15 protein-coding genes are annotated in these 14,704 nt (G+C 74.3%); 8 read left to right on the top strand and 7 right to left on the bottom strand.

Annotation, left to right across the window (positions count from 1 at the left end; translation table 11 throughout):
* Nucleotides 1-689: 689 nt before the first annotated feature.
* Both EV376_RS11330 and EV376_RS11325 read left to right on the top strand, forming a co-directional pair.
* The gene (locus tag EV376_RS11330; protein WP_130328616.1) at nt 690-1,172 is read left to right on the top strand and encodes a DUF6232 family protein; all 483 of its coding nucleotides are present in this window, start codon (nt 690-692) and stop codon (nt 1,170-1,172) included.
* Nucleotides 1,173-1,407: 235 nt separating this feature from the next.
* The gene (locus tag EV376_RS11325; RefSeq protein WP_130322453.1) at nt 1,408-2,121 is read left to right on the top strand and encodes a hypothetical protein; all 714 of its coding nucleotides are present in this window, start codon (nt 1,408-1,410) and stop codon (nt 2,119-2,121) included.
* A gap of 3 nt (nt 2,122-2,124) precedes the next feature.
* Here the strand turns inward: EV376_RS11325 and EV376_RS11320 are convergent, their stop codons facing one another.
* Nucleotides 2,125-2,583, bottom strand: coding sequence for a rhodanese-like domain-containing protein (locus EV376_RS11320; protein WP_130322451.1), 459 nt, complete (start codon nt 2,581-2,583; stop codon nt 2,125-2,127).
* A 70-nt stretch (nt 2,584-2,653) separates the two neighbouring features.
* Here EV376_RS11320 and ftrA point away from each other — a divergent pair, with 70 nt between their 5' ends.
* A complete protein-coding gene (ftrA, locus tag EV376_RS11315) occupies nt 2,654-3,646 on the top strand; it encodes a transcriptional regulator FtrA (protein ID WP_130322449.1) in 993 nt (330 codons plus the stop codon).
* 11 nt (nt 3,647-3,657) lie between these two features.
* On the opposite strand, the gene EV376_RS11310 is transcribed toward ftrA, so the two are convergent.
* The gene (locus EV376_RS11310) at nt 3,658-4,554 is read right to left on the bottom strand and encodes a ribokinase (protein WP_130322447.1); all 897 of its coding nucleotides are present in this window, start codon (nt 4,552-4,554) and stop codon (nt 3,658-3,660) included.
* 17 nt (nt 4,555-4,571) lie between these two features.
* Nucleotides 4,572-5,375: an ABC transporter ATP-binding protein gene (locus EV376_RS11305; protein WP_130322445.1), complete on the bottom strand. Its 804-nt coding sequence runs from the start codon at nt 5,373-5,375 to the stop codon at nt 4,572-4,574.
* A 123-nt stretch (nt 5,376-5,498) separates the two neighbouring features.
* On the opposite strand from EV376_RS11305, the gene EV376_RS11300 reads away from it, so the two are divergent.
* Both EV376_RS11300 and EV376_RS11295 read left to right on the top strand, forming a co-directional pair.
* Entirely contained in the window at nt 5,499-6,506 is a 1,008-nt protein-coding gene (locus EV376_RS11300; RefSeq protein ID WP_130322442.1) for an ATP-binding cassette domain-containing protein, read from the top strand.
* Nucleotides 6,503-7,516, top strand: coding sequence for an ABC transporter permease subunit (locus EV376_RS11295; protein ID WP_130322440.1), 1,014 nt, complete (start codon nt 6,503-6,505; stop codon nt 7,514-7,516). The genes EV376_RS11300 and EV376_RS11295 overlap by 4 nt, the downstream gene beginning before the upstream one ends.
* A 142-nt stretch (nt 7,517-7,658) precedes the next feature.
* On the opposite strand, the gene EV376_RS11290 is transcribed toward EV376_RS11295, so the two are convergent.
* On the bottom strand, nt 7,659-8,834 hold the full coding sequence (locus EV376_RS11290; protein ID WP_130322438.1) for an ROK family transcriptional regulator: 1,176 nt from the start codon (nt 8,832-8,834) through the stop codon (nt 7,659-7,661).
* 166 nt (nt 8,835-9,000) lie between these two features.
* On the opposite strand from EV376_RS11290, the gene EV376_RS11285 reads away from it, so the two are divergent.
* On the top strand, nt 9,001-10,452 hold the full coding sequence (locus tag EV376_RS11285) for a glycoside hydrolase family 3 N-terminal domain-containing protein (protein ID WP_130322436.1): 1,452 nt from the start codon (nt 9,001-9,003) through the stop codon (nt 10,450-10,452).
* Nucleotides 10,453-10,702: 250 nt separating this feature from the next.
* Here EV376_RS11285 and EV376_RS11280 read toward each other — a convergent pair whose 3' ends face one another.
* Complete coding sequence (locus EV376_RS11280) at nt 10,703-11,365, bottom strand: GNAT family N-acetyltransferase (RefSeq protein WP_130322434.1); 663 nt, start codon at nt 11,363-11,365, stop codon at nt 10,703-10,705.
* 245 nt (nt 11,366-11,610) lie between these two features.
* On the opposite strand from EV376_RS11280, the gene EV376_RS11275 reads away from it, so the two are divergent.
* Both EV376_RS11275 and EV376_RS11270 read left to right on the top strand, forming a co-directional pair.
* A complete protein-coding gene (locus EV376_RS11275) occupies nt 11,611-11,796 on the top strand; it encodes a hypothetical protein (RefSeq protein ID WP_130322432.1) in 186 nt (61 codons plus the stop codon).
* 92 nt (nt 11,797-11,888) lie between these two features.
* Complete coding sequence (locus tag EV376_RS11270) at nt 11,889-12,401, top strand: hypothetical protein (RefSeq protein WP_130322430.1); 513 nt, start codon at nt 11,889-11,891, stop codon at nt 12,399-12,401.
* 3 nt (nt 12,402-12,404) lie between these two features.
* Here EV376_RS11270 and EV376_RS11265 read toward each other — a convergent pair whose 3' ends face one another.
* Together EV376_RS11265 and EV376_RS11260 are read right to left on the bottom strand one after the other, a co-directional pair.
* Nucleotides 12,405-13,145, bottom strand: a complete 741-nt coding sequence (locus EV376_RS11265) for a Clp protease N-terminal domain-containing protein (RefSeq protein WP_130322428.1) — start codon at nt 13,143-13,145, stop codon at nt 12,405-12,407.
* A 64-nt stretch (nt 13,146-13,209) separates the two neighbouring features.
* Entirely contained in the window at nt 13,210-14,466 is a 1,257-nt protein-coding gene (locus EV376_RS11260; RefSeq protein ID WP_130322426.1) for a hypothetical protein, read from the bottom strand.
* Nucleotides 14,467-14,704: the final 238 nt, after the last annotated feature.

The following is a 14,704-nucleotide window of genomic DNA, read 5'->3' as shown; positions in this document are numbered from 1 at the left end:
ACTGCGCCGCCGACCCCGGCACCGCCGCCGACCCCGGCACCGCCGCCGCCCCTGGCACCGTCGCCGACCAATGACTCCGCCGCCGCCCCTGGCACCGTCGCCGACCAATGACTCCGCCGCCGCCCCTGGCACCGTCGCCGACCAATGACTCCGCCGCCGCCCCTGGCACCGCCGCCGGCCCCTGAGGCCGCTGCCGGCTGACCCTCGTCGGCGAAGACGGTCGCAGGGCAGTCCGCCGGTCGACCGCGACGGCCGCCGCGGCGGTCATCCGGGGCCGCTCGCTTTGGAACTGATGTCGTTGACGCATCGCTGCGGGCGCGAACGCGGACAGCGTTGATGCCTCAAACGGTTCAGCTCCAAAGGCGATGAACAGCATCCTGCCCCTGCCGGCTCACCGCACCACCGAACCCGGCCCACCCGCACCACGGAACTCCAGCGCACCGCACCACCGAACTCCAGCGCACCGCACCACCGAGCCCCGGCGCACCGCACCGTCAAGCCCGGCTCACCGCACCGCCAAACCCCCGCCGCCCGCACCGCCCAGCCCGGCCCACCGCACCACCAAACCCCAGCCCACCGCACCGCCCAGCCCCGGCCCACCGCACCGCCGGGCGGCCCCGGCTCACCGCACCGCCGAACCCCAGCTCACCGCACCCGCCGGGCGCAGCCCGGCGCGGTTAGACTTAATGATGGTCCTCTATTACCGTGACGACGCGGTGCAGGTGACCTCGGAGTCGATCCGGGCCGGCGGGATCGCGGTGGCGATCGCCGACGTGACGTACGTCTGGCACGCAAAGGGGCGGCGGACGCTCGCCGTCCGGGGGCGGGTCCTGGGCCGCGGGATGCTGGTGCTGCTGCTGTCGCTGCCGCCGCTGGTGGCCGTGATGTGCGCGCTCTCGCTGGCGTGGTCGGTACCGGACCGGGGCTGGCAGCCGGTGCTCCTCGCCCTCGTCGCGTGCGTGGTGATCGCGCTGGCTCTGGCCCCCTTCCTGGAACTGCCGCTGAGCTGGCTGGACCGGTCCTACGAGCGCGGGAACCACGTCCACGAGCTGTGGGTGCAGGCGCACGGCCACGAGGTGCTCCTGCTGCGCACGCCGGACGCGCTCCGGTTCGGGCAGATCTACCGGGCGGTGCAGCGCGCCGTGGAACAGCACACGGACGGTCGGTCATAACACCACCATGATTGCCGAAACGGGCTGTGCGCGGCGCGGTTGATCGATGCTCTCCTTGCTATTCAATGGATAGTTGTCGATCGGAGTAACCGCCATGCTGACAGGGCTCATCGTCGCCGGCGCGGCCGTCCTCACCCCGATGCTTCCCGCTCCCCTCGGCGCCAGCGCCGGTGCCGCCCCGGACCCGGACCGCCCCGGCAGGCGGCACGGGCGCGGTCGACGCACACTTGGTGCCATGGCGATTCCCCTCCCCCGGCCCTCGTCGGTCGTCGGCCTCACCCGTTCCGCCCTCGGCTCGGCGACGTCGTTCGCCGCCATCCCGGCCCGCGCCTTCGCGGTCCTGGACGGGGTGGAGGCGCTGCTGACGCGGATCAACGGGGTGGTGGACCGGATCGAGGAGTCGCTGGAGCGCACCGACCGGGTACTCACCGACGCCGAGACCGCCGTCGCCGAGGTGGCGGTGATCAGCGCTGCCGCGACCACCGCCATCGAGAAGGCGACCGAGGTGACGGCGGCCGCGACCGTGGTCGTCGGCGAGGCGGAGCGGGTCTCCCGCAGAGCAAGCACGGTCGTCGGCACGGTCGAGTCGGTCGCCGGCCGGGCGGCCACCACCGTCGGCGAGGCCGCGGAGGCGGCAGCCACAGCGGCCGAGCTGCTGGCGGCGTACGAGCCGGCGCTGCGCCGGGGCGCCCCGATGGCGAACCACTTCGTCGAGCAGCTCAGCCACGAGGAGGTCAACGCCGCCGTCCGGCTCGTCGACGAGCTGCCGAAGCTGCGGCAGCACCTCACCTCCGACATCCTGCCCATCCTGGCCACCCTCGACCGGGTCGGGCCGGACCTGCACGACCTGCTCGACGTCACCCGCGACCTCAAGCTCGCCGTCGCCGGCATCCCCGGCCTCAACATGCTGCGCCGCCGGGGTGAACGGCTCACCGACGAGCCGGAGTGAGCGTCAGCAGTCGCAGGTGACGGCGGTACGCGGGGCGGTGCGGTCGTCGACCGGCCGCCGGACGAGCCCGGCCGCCGTGACGACGGGGAAGCCCTCCCGGACCCAGTACTCGTAGCCGCCGAGCATCTCCTTGACCGGGTACCCGAGCCGGGCGAACTCCAGCGCCGCCCGCGTCGCGCCGTTGCAGCCGGGCCCCCAGCAGTAGGTGACGACCCGCGACCCGGCCGGCACCAACCGCGCGGCCTCGGCCGCGATCCGGGCGGTCGGCAGGTGCACCGCGCCCGGCAGGTGCCCCTGGTCCCACCCGGCGGCGCCCCGCGAGTCCACCACCACCAGGCCGGCGACCCGTGCCTCCAGGTCGGCGTGCACGTCGCTGACGTCGGTCTCCACGGCAAGTCGGGCGAGGAGGTGGGCGGCGGCCAGATCCGGTGCGGCGGCCGGCACGGCGAAGGTCTGCGTCATACCTCGATCGTGCGTACACCGCGCCCCGGGCGCGAGTGGCCCGAACGCCGATCTCCGCTAACATCCCGCCATGCCCCTGCGCGCACCCGCCGACCGCAGCGTCGCCGTGCTCGCCTACCCGGGCATGTCGGCCTTCGAGACCGGCATCGTGACCGAGGTGTTCGGCCTGCCCCGGCCCGAGTTCGACGTCGACTGGTACGCGCTCACGGTCTGTGCCGAGCGTCCCGGCCCGGTGCCGCTGGTCGGCGGCGCGAGCCTGCACACCCCGTACGGCCTGGACGTGCTGGCCGGCGCCGCCACCGTCATCGTCCCGGGGGTGGCCGACGTGACCGCCGACCCCTCGCCCGCGTTGGTCGCGGCCCTGCGCCGGGCGCACGCCGCCGGTGCCCGGCTGATGTCCATCTGCTCCGGAGCGTTCGCGCTCGCCGGTGCCGGCCTGCTCGACGGCCGGCGCGCGACGACCCACTGGCGGTACGCCGACCTGCTGGCCCGCCGCCATCCCCGCGTCACCGTCGACCCGGACGTGCTCTACCTGGACGACGGTGACGTCCTGACCAGCGCCGGCAGCGCCGCCGGCCTGGACCTGTGCGTCCACGTGGTCCGCCGGGACCACGGCGCGGCCATCGCCAACGCGGTCGCCCGCCGGCTGGTGATCCCGCCGCACCGCGACGGCGGTCAGGCGCAGTACGTCGAGGCGCCGGTGGCGGTCGATCCGGACGACGATCGGATCGCCGGCAGTCTGGCCTGGGCGCTGGCCCACCTCAGCGAGCCGCTCTCCGTCGCCCGACTGGCCGCGCAGGCGCGCATGTCGCCCCGCACCTACCTGCGCCACTTCGCCCGGGCCACCGGTACCAGCCCGATCCGGTGGCTGGTCGAGCAGCGGGTCCGGGCCAGCCTGGCGCTGCTCGAGACGACCGACGCGCCGGTCGAGGAGGTGGCCGCCGCGGCCGGCTTCGACGCCCCGGCCACGTACCGGCACCACTTCAGCCGGGCCATGCGGACCTCGCCGTCGGCGTACCGGCGGGCCTTCCGGACCGGAACGGCAGGTGACCGACCGGCGTAGCGGCCGCCGGGTCAGCCCGGCTGGTACAGCTCGTCGATCTCGGCCCGGCCAGGCAGCGCCACCGAGGCGCCGAGCCGCCGTACGCAGGCCGCGCCGGCCGCCGCCGCCCACCGCACCGCGTCCACGACGTCCCGCCCCTCACCCCAGCCGACGGCGAGCGCCGCGGTGAACGCGTCGCCGGCGGCGGTCGAGTCCACCGCCTCGACCCGGACCGCCGGGATGTGCAGCGAGGTGCCGTCCCGGTCGCCGTACCAGGCACCGGCCGCCCCGAGGGTGAGCACCGCGCGGGGCGCCAGGTCCAGCAGCGCCCGCGGTTCGTCGAGGCCCCGGCCGGTGAGCGCATGCGCCTCGCTCTCGTTGACCACGAGGACGTCGATTGCCTCGAGCAGCTCCCGGGGCACCGGCCGGGCGGGCGCGGCGTTGACCACGACCCGGGTGCCGGCCGCCCGCGCCGCGACCGCCGCCTCGGTGACCGTCTCCACCGGGATCTCCAGTTGGGCGACCAGCACGTCGGCCTCGCGTACGGCGACCAGCTCCGGAACAGTCAACCCGGTCATCGAGGCGTTGGCTCCCGGGCTGACGACGATCGCGTTCTCGCCCTCGGCGTTGACCATCACCAGCGCCACGCCCGAGGCGCCGTAGACGACCCGGAGCTGGCTGGTGTCCACCCCGGCCGCCGTGATCCGGGCGCGGAGGGTGACGCCGAACGAGTCGGAGCCGATGGCGCCGAGGAACGCGCAGGAGGCTCCCGCCCGCACGGCGGCGATGGCCTGGTTGGCGCCCTTGCCGCCGGGGACCATGACGAAGTCCGTGCCGAGCATGGTCTCGCCCGGCTTCGGCAGGGCGGGGGCGGTCGCCACGAGGTCCATGTTGGCGCTGCCCACGACGACGACCCGGGTCTGCGGCATCGGACGCCCGCCCGCGGTCAGGCGGCGCGGGCCGTGTAGCGGCCGCCGTGCCGCTCGACCACCAGCGGCAGCCCGAAGGCCTTGGAGAGGTTGTCGCCGGTGAGGGTGTCGCCGAGCAGACCCTGCGCCACCACGCTGCCCTCGCGCAGCAGGAGCGCGTGGGTGAAGCCGGGCGGGATCTCCTCCACGTGGTGGGTGACCAGCACCAGGGCCGGGGCGTCCGGGTCGTCCGCCAGTTCGGCGAGCCGGGCCACCAGGTCCTCGCGACCGCCCAGGTCGAGCCCGGCGGCGGGCTCGTCGAGCAGCAGCAGCTCCGGGTCGGTCATCAGCGCGCGGGCGATCTGCACCCGCTTGCGCTCGCCCTCGGAGAGCGTGCCGTAGCGGCGCTCGGCGAACGCGCCGACGCCGAGCTGGCCGAGCAGGGCCCGGGCCCGGGCCTCGTCCGCGCTGTCGTAGCTCTCCCGCCAGCGGCCCACGACGGACCACGCCGCGGTGACCACCACGTCGACGACCCGCTCGTCGGCGGGGATCCGCTCGGCGAGGGCCGCGGTAGACAGCCCGATCCGGGTGCGCAGCTCGTTCATGTCGGTGCGGCCGATCCGCTCGCCGAGCACGTGCGCCGTGCCGGTCGTCGGGTGCAGCCGGCCGGCGGCGAGGTTGAGCAGCGTGGTCTTGCCGGCGCCGTTCGGGCCCAGCACGACCCAACGCTCGTCCAGCTCGACCCGCCAGTCGAGGTCATGCAGCAGGGCCGTGCCGGAGCGTCGTACGCCCACGCCGTCGAGTCTGACCACCAGATCCGCGTCCACACTCACGAGCCCCATCCAACCACGCACCGCCGGGCTGCCCCCTACGGGCGGCGCACCGGCCGTAGGCTGAGGCGCCGTGTCGTTGATCACCCCGTTCGGAGGACGGCCGATGCCGGTTCGGAGCACGGAGCCGCGCGGATGAGCGCGGTCATCGAGATCGAGGGTCTGCGCAAGACCTTCCACAGCCTGCGGCGCGGGCAGCGGGTCGCGGTCGACGGGTTCGACCTGCTCGTCGAGCCGGGTCAGATCCACGGCTTTCTCGGGCCCAACGGTTCGGGCAAGACCACCACGCTGCGCGCCCTGCTCGGTCTGGTCCGTGCCGACGAGGGACGGATGCGGGTCCTCGGTGCGGAGTCGCCGGAGCGCCTGCCGCGCGTCGCCGGACGGGTCGGCGCGATCGTGGAGAGCCCGCAGTTCTTCGGCAACTTCACCGCGCACCGGACGCTGCGGCTCCTGGCCCGCGCGGGGGGCGTGCCGACGAGCCGGATCGACGAGGTGCTGGAGCAGGTCGGCCTGCGGGACCGGGCCCACGAGCGGGTGAAGGGCTACTCGCTGGGCATGAAGCAGCGCCTCGCGGTGGCGTCGGCCCTGCTCAAGGGTCCGGAGTTGCTGATCCTCGACGAGCCGGCGAACGGGCTGGACCCGGCCGGCATCCGGGAGATGCGCGACCTGATGCGGACGCTGGCCGACTCGGGCGTGACCGTGCTGGTCTCCAGCCACATCCTCGCCGAGATCCAGCTGATCTGCGACCACGTGACGATCATCTCGCGGGGCCGCCGGGTGACGGCGGGCCGCGTGGAGGAGGTGCTGGCCGGCTTCGACCAGCACGAGGTCCTGGTCCGGGTCGACGAGCCGGCGCGCGCGGTGGAGCTGCTGGGCGCCGCCGGGCTCACGGTCAGCCAGCACGCCGACCATCTCGTGGTGCACGGCGTGGAGGACGCCACGACGGTCAGCCGGGCCCTCGGCGAGCAGGGCGTCTGGGCCCGTGAGCTGACGCCGCTGCGGCCGGACCTGGAGAGCGTGTTCCTCGAGCTGACCGGGCCGGGCGACCAGCCGGCGGTGCCCCGGCAGGTGGACGGTTCCACGGTGCCGCCGGCGGAGCCCCACGACGTGATCGACCTGGAGCGCAGAGGAGTGGACGCGTGAACCTGGTCCGTGCCGAGCTGGAGCGTCTCGGGGCGCGGCGCTTCGTCCAGCTCATGCTCGTCCTGCTGGCCTTCGCCTTCGTCGTGACGGCGCTGACCAACGTGGCCGTCTCGCACCGGCCGACTCCCGCGGAACTGTCCACCGCGCAGCAGAAGGCCGCCGCCGAGATCCGCGAGATGGAGCTGCGGCACAACCAGTGCCTGACCCAGGAGCGCGGCGGGTTCTCCGACTCGTTCGACGACGGGTACTACTACCCGCCGGACTGCAGCTCGCTCGACCCCGGCCAGCGCGAGCAGCTGCCGATCGCCGCTGACCACCTCACCGGGGTCTTCGTCTTCAGCGAGGCCACCGATCTGCTGTACATCCTCATCGCCTTCCTCGTGTTGTTCGGCTTCCTGGTCGGCGCCTCCTACATCGGCGCCGATCTCAACTCGGGCGGGGTGGTGAACCTGCTGCTCTGGCGGCCGCGCCGGGTCTCCGTGCTGGCCGCCAAGCTCGGCACCCTGCTGGCGGCGGTGCTGCTGCTCGCCGTGCTGTCCACGGCGGCGTACCTGATCACCTTCTGGTTGATCGCCGTGACCGACGGGTACGTCGGCCCGGTGGACGGGGCGTTCTGGTCCGAGCTGGGCGCCACCTGGGGGCGCGGCGTGGTCGTGGTGCTGGTGGCCACCATCGTCGGCTTCGCCATCGCCACGCTGGGCCGGCACACCGCGGCGGCGCTCGGCGCGGTCGCCGCGTACGCGGTGTTCTGGGAGCTGGGTGCCCAGGTGGTGCTGCAGATCCTGGACACGCCTCGGCTGGACCAGCTGATGCTCTCCAGCTACGTGGGCGCGTGGCTGGCCGGTGGGGTGCGGTTCTGGGACGCCAGCGCCTGCGCCGGCACGTTCACCGAGCCCTGCGACGGTACGTATCTGCTGACCTGGCAGGCCGGGCTGGCCGTCCTGTTGCTGCTCGCCGGGGGCCTGGCGGCGGCGGCCTTCACCGTGTTCCGTCGTCGCGACCTGATCTGAGCGGCGTTCGGCGGGCCGAGATCGGGCGGGCCCGGCCCGGGCCCGAGCGCGAAGTCGAGCGGGCCCGGGTGCGGCAAGTCCTTGCAGCACCCGGGCCTTCGATGAAATATTCCTTCACATGGCGGATGTCGGCGGCAACCGGTCAGCCGACCGTGGAGCCGAACACCTCGTCCCGGACCGCAGTCAGGGCGTTGTGCAGGGCGCCGCGCAGGATCGGCTCCTCGGTCAGCCCGGTCGGCACCACCCGGGGCCGGACCAGGGTGATCGCCGCCACCTCGTGCTGCACGCGCTCGGCCAGCGCGGTCCCGCCGGCCCGGCCCACCTCACCGGCCAGCACCACCAGCGGCGGGTCCAGCACCACGCACGTGCTCGCCACGCCGAGCGCGAGCCGGCGGGCCAGCTCGTCGAGCATCGGGCCGCCGGCCGCGCCGTCGGCGATCGCCGCGCGCACCGTGCCGGCCGCCGTGTCGTCCCGGTATCCGTGCTCGCGGGCCAGCGCACGGACCGCGTCCCCGCCGACGAGCTGTTGGAAGGCCGGCTTCGCCCGGCGGGAGACGTCGCGCGGGATCGGTGCGCCGGGCACCGGCAGGTAACCGATCTCGCCGGCGGCGCCGCTGCTGCCGTGGTGCAGCCGCCCGCCCAGCACGATCGCCAGGCCGACGCCGGCGTCGACCCAGACCAGGACGAAGTCGGGTACGCCCTGCGCCGCGCCGGACTGCGCCTCGGCCACCGCCGCCAGGTTGACGTCGTTCTCGAAGACCACCGGGGTGTGCAGGTCCTCCCGGAGCGCGCCGAGCAGGCCGGCGTGCCAGCGCGGCAGGTTGAACGCGAAGGTGATGTCGCCGGTGGTCGGGTCGACCAGGCCGGGGGTGCCCAGCACGATCCGCCGTACGCTCGACAGCTGCGCCTGGGCGCTGCTGGCCGCCTGGACGACGGCGTTGTGCACCACGCCGACCGGATCGTCGGTGTCGCGCGTGGACTGCTCCACCCGGCCGATCACCGCGCCGGTGATGTCCGCGCACGCGGCGACCACCCGGTCCGCCCCGACGTTGACGCCGACGACGTGGGCGCTGCCCGGCCGCACGGCGTAGAGCTGGGCGTTCGGGCCCCGCCCGCCGGCCTGCTCACCGACCCGGGTGACCAGCCCGCGCTCCTCCAGGCGCTCGACCAGCTGCGACGCGGTGACCTTGGACAGGCCGGTCAGCTCACCCAGTCGCGCACGGGTCAGCGGGCCACGCTCCAGCAGCAACTCCAGCGCCGCGCGGTCGTTCAGCGCCCGCAACAGGCGGGGGGTGCCGGGCAGCCGGGTCGAACTCATGCCACGTCCTCAAAATTCTATAAAGTTTGCTAACTGTAAATTCAGCTGCGAAGGGGTAGCCGTAGCGTATCGGCCACCCGTGACCGGAGTGTTCGGCCGACCCGGCACGCCGACCACCGCCTCCGGTACGAGGTCCGTGCCGGACGGCACCGAAAGGGGAAGATCAGTGGGGCTGGATCCAGGACTCCGCCGGCTGGCGCTGGGCACGCTGCTCGGCGCGTACCCCGGCCCGGTCCCGCCGGACTGGGCGGTGGACCTCGTCGGCGAAGGGCTCGCCGGGCACACGCTGTTCGGCACCAACGTGCACGACCCGGCACAGGTGGCGGCCAGCACCGCCACCCTGCGCGCCGCCCGCTCCGACGTGCTGATCGCGATCGACGAGGAGGGCGGGGACGTGACCCGGCTGGCGCACGCCACCGGCAGCCCGTACCCCGGCAACGCGGCGCTCGGCGCGATCGGCGACGTGGCGCTAACCCGCCGCGTCCACGAGGCGATCGGCGCCGAACTGGCCACCCTCGGCATCACCGTGAACCTCGCCCCGACCGTCGACGTGAACAGCGCCGACGACAACCCGGTGATCGGCACCCGGTCCTTCGGGGCCGACCCGCTGAAGGTCGCCGCGCACTCCGCCGCGGCGGTGGCCGGCCTCCAGGCCGCCGGCGTCGCCGCGTGCGCCAAGCACTTTCCCGGTCACGGCGCCACGGTCGCCGACTCGCACTACGAACTGCCCACCGTGGACGTACCCCTGGCGGTCCTGCGCGAGCGGGACCTGCCGCCGTTCGCCGCGGTGGTCGCCGCCGGGGCGCGGGCGGTGATGACCGCGCACATCCGGGTCCCGGTGCTGACCGGGGACGGCCCGGCCACCTTCAGCCGCGCGGTCCTGGTCGACCTGCTGCGCGGGGAGTACGGCTTCACCGGTGCGATCGTCACCGACGCCCTGGAGATGAAGGGCGCCGCGGTGGCCGCCGGTGGTGTCGGCCCGGCCGCCGTCCGGGCCCTCACCGCCGGGGCCGACCTGCTCTGCATCGGCGCGAAGGTCGACGCCGACCTGGTCGAACACGTCGCCGCGGAGATCGTCACGGCGCTCACCGACGGACGGCTGGAGCGGACGCGGGTCGAGGACGCGGCCGGCCGCGCCGCCGATCTCGCCGCCTGGACCCGGGCCACCGGCGCCGTCGACGCGGCGGCCCCCGACCTCGGGTACGCCGCCGCCCGCCGGGCCGTCCGGGTGGAGGGCGTGCTGACCGGGCTGGACCGTCCCCTCGTCGTACAGCTGCACTCGACCTCGACGATCGCCGAGGGACGGGTGCCGTGGGGACTCGGCCCGCACCTCGCCGACGCGGACGAGTTGCGGGTCGTCGCCACCGAGACGGACCCGGCGACGCTGCGCGGGCTCGCCGGGGACCGCCCGGTCGTCCTGGTCGGCCGGCACCTGCACCGCCTGCCCGGTGCCGCCGACCTGGTCACGGCACTCGCCGCCCAACATCCGGTCACCGTCGTCGAGATGGGCTGGCCCGGTCCGTGGCGCCCGGAGGGGGTCCGGGCGTTCGTCACCACCTACGGCGCGAGCCACGCCAACGGGCGCGCCGCCGCGGAGGTCCTCGGTCTGACCGGCTGAGCCGCTGGCACGCTGCGTCACCGGTGGGGCATGCGACACGCGGCCGCACCTTCGCAGGTCAGAGTCCACTTGTCGACACTTCGACCTGCCCTGCCGACTCTTGCCGACGAACTGATCGATACGTAGCGTGACCAGTACATCCGGTGACCGGCCCGCCTGCCGGACACCACACGGGGCCTGGGGGGAAGGGCGCGGACCGGGGATCCGGCCCGGGAGTTCCGGTCCGCGCCCTGCCGGCAGAAGGCGGCCCCTAGCTCGGGTAGACGCCGAACGACCGCCAGCCGCGATCGGGGAAGCCCGCGGCCTCGGCCACCCGGGCCGAGGCCGCGTTGCGCCGGTCGTGCAGGTACGTCGGCACCGCGCCCTCGTCGAGCACCCGGCGGGCCGCCTGGGCGACCAGCCGTCGGGCCAGGCCCCGCCCCCGGGCGGCCGGCACGGTGCCCACCGCCAACTCCCGGCCGTGGTCGTCGTGCCGCTTGACCCCGACCCCGGCCAGGTACCGGCCACGGTCGTCGCGCACCACGAGCACCGGCCGGTCGAACAGCCGGAGCCAGGGCGGCAGGCCGCGCGCGGTGGGCGGGACCCACTCCCCGACCTCGGGCAGCGGCGCGGGAGCGGAACTCCACCGGAACACGTCGTCGTGTACCGCCCAGCCGGCGTGGCCGACCGCCGCCGGCAGGCCGGACAGCAGCCGCCGCGCGGAGCCCCGGGCCAGGTCCCGGACCTCGGTCACCCGGTCCGGCGGCACCGAGAGCACCGTGCTCGCCCCGGCGGAGACGGCGATCGCCGGCCGGAGCCGGCCGTCCCAGGCGGGCCGGACCCGCCGGTGGGAACCGACGACGTGCAGCCCGGGACCGGCCGGCCACTGCCCCAGCCAGGTGGCCAGGTGCAGGTGGAGCCGCCGGTCGCGCATCGGCTTCTCCCTCCGGCCCGGACTGGTCGCTCGGCGATCACCGTACGCCGACCGGCGGGCAAGGAAGGGCCCCTTCTTGACGCCTGCGGCAGGGGATTGAGGCGGGCCGGACGGGGTACAACCATCGGACATCGGTGACAGATGTCGATGCGAGGCGCGGTCTCCGCCCCCCGGGAACCACCGCACTCAATCGACCGTCATATGTATTTCCATAGACGTACAACTTTCTTTGGGACGGTAGGCTCATGCCGAATCAGCCGAACGACCGGTACCAGCACGACCCCGATCTGCTCTGGCCGAACTCCGGGGTCACCGCGGGACGGTTTCCGGCCCAGCCGCCGTACCGGGGCAATCGCGCCGCGACGCTCACCTGGGGTGAGCTGAACCGCCTGCCCGCCGGCGCCTCCACCCGTACCCTCAACACCCACTGACGCACGGCGGCGAGCCAGCGCGGGCTTTCGCACACCTGTCGGGTAACGTCTGCTGGTCCTCCGACCGGCCTACGACAGGAGAAGCTCCGCGCATGGGCAAGAAGACGATCCGCGTCTCCGACTTCAGCGGCACGGTGCTGCAGCCCGACGACGAGGTCGTCCGCGTCGTCGTCCTGGAGCACCCTGACCTGGTGGCCGGGCCCGTGCAGCTGGACGCCACCCCGGTCGAGGTGGAGAGCATCGACGACGCCGCGCTGGACGTCGCGGTCGTGGAGGTTCACGACCGGCACGGCGGCGGCGAGCCCCGCCGGGTGGTGCTGACCGCGAGCGAGTTCGACGCGATGGCCACCGACGTGCCGATGGCGCAGCTGCTGCGTACGGCCGAGCGGGTGCGCCCGCCGAGGACCCGCCGCGCCGCCGAGAAGGTCGACTACGGCACCATCGAGCACGCGGGCAGGCCGCACCGGGGCCGGGTCACCGAGGAGGAGGCCCGGCTGGTCCGCGAGCGGCTCGACGAGGTCAACAAGCGCCTCGCCGACGCCGGGCTGCGCCAGATCGACCCGGCCGACCCCGAGCACGCCGCCCGGTACGGCTTCCCGGCCTGACCGTCACTCCCCGGTCGGCGCCCGCTTGGCCAGCGCCGCGATGGCCGCGGTGAGGTTGGCCTCGGCGGCGTCCTTGTCGATGCCGAGCCCGGACAGCACGCCGCTGCCGTCCTCCTGCTCCAGGAGCGCGAGCAGGATGTGCTCGGTGCCGACGTAGTTGTGCCCCAGCCGCAGCGCCTCGCGGAACGTCAGCTCGAGCGCCTTCTTGCTCTGCGCGTCGAACGGGATCAGCGGCGACGGCTCGCCACCGGACGCCGGCGGCAGTGCGGCCGTGGCGGCCTCACGCACCCGGTCCAGGGATACGCCCTGCGCGAGGATCGCCTTCGCCGCGAGCGCGTCCGGCTCGGCCAGCAGCCCCAGCACGATGTGCTCGGGACGGATCTCGGCATGGCCCCCGGCCCGGGCCTCGTTCTGCGAGGCCAGGACGACGTTGCGGGCCCGGACGGTGTACCGGTTGAACCCCTCCTGCGGGTCGATCTGCGCGTCGCCCGGCTTCGGCACGAACCGCTTCTGGGCGGCCTGCTTGCTGACCCCCATGCTCCGGCCGATCTCGGTCCAGGAGGCGCCGGAGCGCCGGGCCTGGTCGACGAAGTGCCCGATCAGGTGATCGGCCAGCTCGCCGAGGTGGTCGGCGACGACGACCGCGCTGGCCAGCTGCTCCAGCGCGTCGGCGTGCACCTTCTTGATGCCCTGGATGAGGTCGTCGAGGCGGACCGGGTTGGTCATCTTGGCTGGTTCCGTCATGCGTCAACCGTAGGTTGACGACCGGGTACCGTCAACCATCGGTTGACGGCACCCCGTCAGTCGGTCACGCGCAGCGCCAGACCACCGCCCGGATGGTGCCGGACCCGTCCTCCGACTGGCCGCCGATCGTCCGGCCGTCGTCGCTGACCGTCTCCCCGATGTCGGCCAGGTCACCCGGCTCGCGCTCGACCAGGCCCGGCAGGGCCACCGGCCCCGCGTCGGAGAGGAACAGGGCACTGCCCTGCCGCCCCGTCCCGACCTGCCAGCCGTGCGCGTTCGCGGTGCTCGCCCGGATGGCGAACTCGGGGAACGCCCGCACCTCCCCGGTCCGAACGTTCCAGCGCGCCGCCGACGTCGTGCTCGTCCGGTCCTTCGCGAGCACGCCGGTCGCCCAGCCGTTGCGGACCGTGAACGCTCCCCCGCCGGTCGCCTCCCCGCCCTTCGGCACCGGCAACTCGCGGTGGGTCCCGTCCGGGAACCACACGTACGGCCGGTCGACCCGGCCTGCGTCGGTGCTGATCGCGCCGACCACCGTGCCGTCCTCGTCCACGTCGTGCGCCATGCCGCTCACCGCGCCCGCGGGCAGCGGCAGGGGCTCGGCCTCGCTCGCCGGGGACGCCCAGACGACCGGACGGCGCGTCCGGTCGTCCACCCCGACCACCTTCCCGGCCTCGTTGACGGCGGTGGCCGAACCGAAGGTCACCCCGCGCAGCCGGGTCAGCTTCCCGTCGGCGTACGCGTACGGGACCGGCCCGACCCCCTCCTCGCCGGCGCGCAACCGCTGGTAGGTCGTCCCCACCGCGAGCCCGCCGGTCGTGACGTCGTGCAACATCTGGTCGTCGCCCGGCATCGGCACCTTCGTCGGCTCGCCGTCCACCCAGATCAGGACCTGGTTCTCGCCGCTGCGCGGATACGAACGCCCGAGCAGGATCCGGCCGGTCGGATCGGCGCCGGTCACCAGCGCCATCGGCACGCCGTCCGGCACCGGCAGCATCGAGACCGCGCACCGGGTCGGCGGTGGCGGTGCCTCGCCGGTGACCGCCGGTACCGCGACCGGCGAACCGCTCGGGCCCGAACCGGCGCCGGCCGGCGCGGTCGCCAACGGCCCCGCCGTCCCGCTCCCCAGCGCGCCCACGGCCAGCGTGCCGCCGGCCAGCACGGCGACACTCAGCCCGGCCGCGCCGGTGTACGTGAGCGCCCGCCGGATCCGGCGCCGCCGGCGGCCCTCCGCCATCGCCCGCCCGACGTCCACCCCCGACGTGCCGGTCGGCTCGTGGTCGAGCAACCGCAGCAGCCCCTGGTCGTCGTCGCGTCCGCTCATCCCGCGTACCTCTCTCTTGTCGTCGCCGCGACGGGCGCCCGCTCGCCGAGCAACCGGCGCAGCGTGGCCAACCCGTGCGAGGTCTGGCTCTTCACCGTAGTCAAGTGTCTATAAAAGCCAGACATCTCGATGCCGGTCAATCAGGTATCAGAGGTCGTACGGGCGCGGGGCGGGAGGTCAAGCCGGGGTTGTCCGCGGCCGGACAACCTCCTGGAGGTGTTGTTCCCAGCCGATGGCC

The organism is Micromonospora sp. CNZ295, from assembly GCF_004217535.1.
The sequence above is the reverse complement of the archived record's forward strand: the minus strand, read 5'-3'. Positions and strand labels throughout refer to the sequence as shown.

Bases quoted from the DNA above. Each gene is read 5' to 3' on its own strand.
- EV376_RS11330 (WP_130328616.1), top strand. From the start codon at position 690: ATGGTCCTCTATTACCGTGACGACGCGGTGCAGGTGACCTCGGAGTCG.
- EV376_RS11325 (WP_130322453.1), top strand. From the start codon at position 1,408: ATGGCGATTCCCCTCCCCCGGCCCTCGTCGGTCGTCGGCCTCACCCGT.
- EV376_RS11320 (WP_130322451.1), bottom strand. From the start codon at position 2,583: ATGACGCAGACCTTCGCCGTGCCGGCCGCCGCACCGGATCTGGCCGCC.
- ftrA (WP_130322449.1), top strand. From the start codon at position 2,654: ATGCCCCTGCGCGCACCCGCCGACCGCAGCGTCGCCGTGCTCGCCTAC.
- EV376_RS11310 (WP_130322447.1), bottom strand. From the start codon at position 4,554: ATGCCGCAGACCCGGGTCGTCGTCGTGGGCAGCGCCAACATGGACCTC.
- EV376_RS11305 (WP_130322445.1), bottom strand. From the start codon at position 5,375: ATGGGGCTCGTGAGTGTGGACGCGGATCTGGTGGTCAGACTCGACGGC.
- EV376_RS11300 (WP_130322442.1), top strand. From the start codon at position 5,499: ATGAGCGCGGTCATCGAGATCGAGGGTCTGCGCAAGACCTTCCACAGC.
- EV376_RS11290 (WP_130322438.1), bottom strand. From the start codon at position 8,834: ATGAGTTCGACCCGGCTGCCCGGCACCCCCCGCCTGTTGCGGGCGCTG.
- EV376_RS11280 (WP_130322434.1), bottom strand. From the start codon at position 11,365: ATGCGCGACCGGCGGCTCCACCTGCACCTGGCCACCTGGCTGGGGCAG.
- EV376_RS11275 (WP_130322432.1), top strand. From the start codon at position 11,611: ATGCCGAATCAGCCGAACGACCGGTACCAGCACGACCCCGATCTGCTC.
- EV376_RS11270 (WP_130322430.1), top strand. From the start codon at position 11,889: ATGGGCAAGAAGACGATCCGCGTCTCCGACTTCAGCGGCACGGTGCTG.
- EV376_RS11265 (WP_130322428.1), bottom strand. From the start codon at position 13,145: ATGACGGAACCAGCCAAGATGACCAACCCGGTCCGCCTCGACGACCTC.
- EV376_RS11260 (WP_130322426.1), bottom strand. From the start codon at position 14,466: ATGAGCGGACGCGACGACGACCAGGGGCTGCTGCGGTTGCTCGACCAC.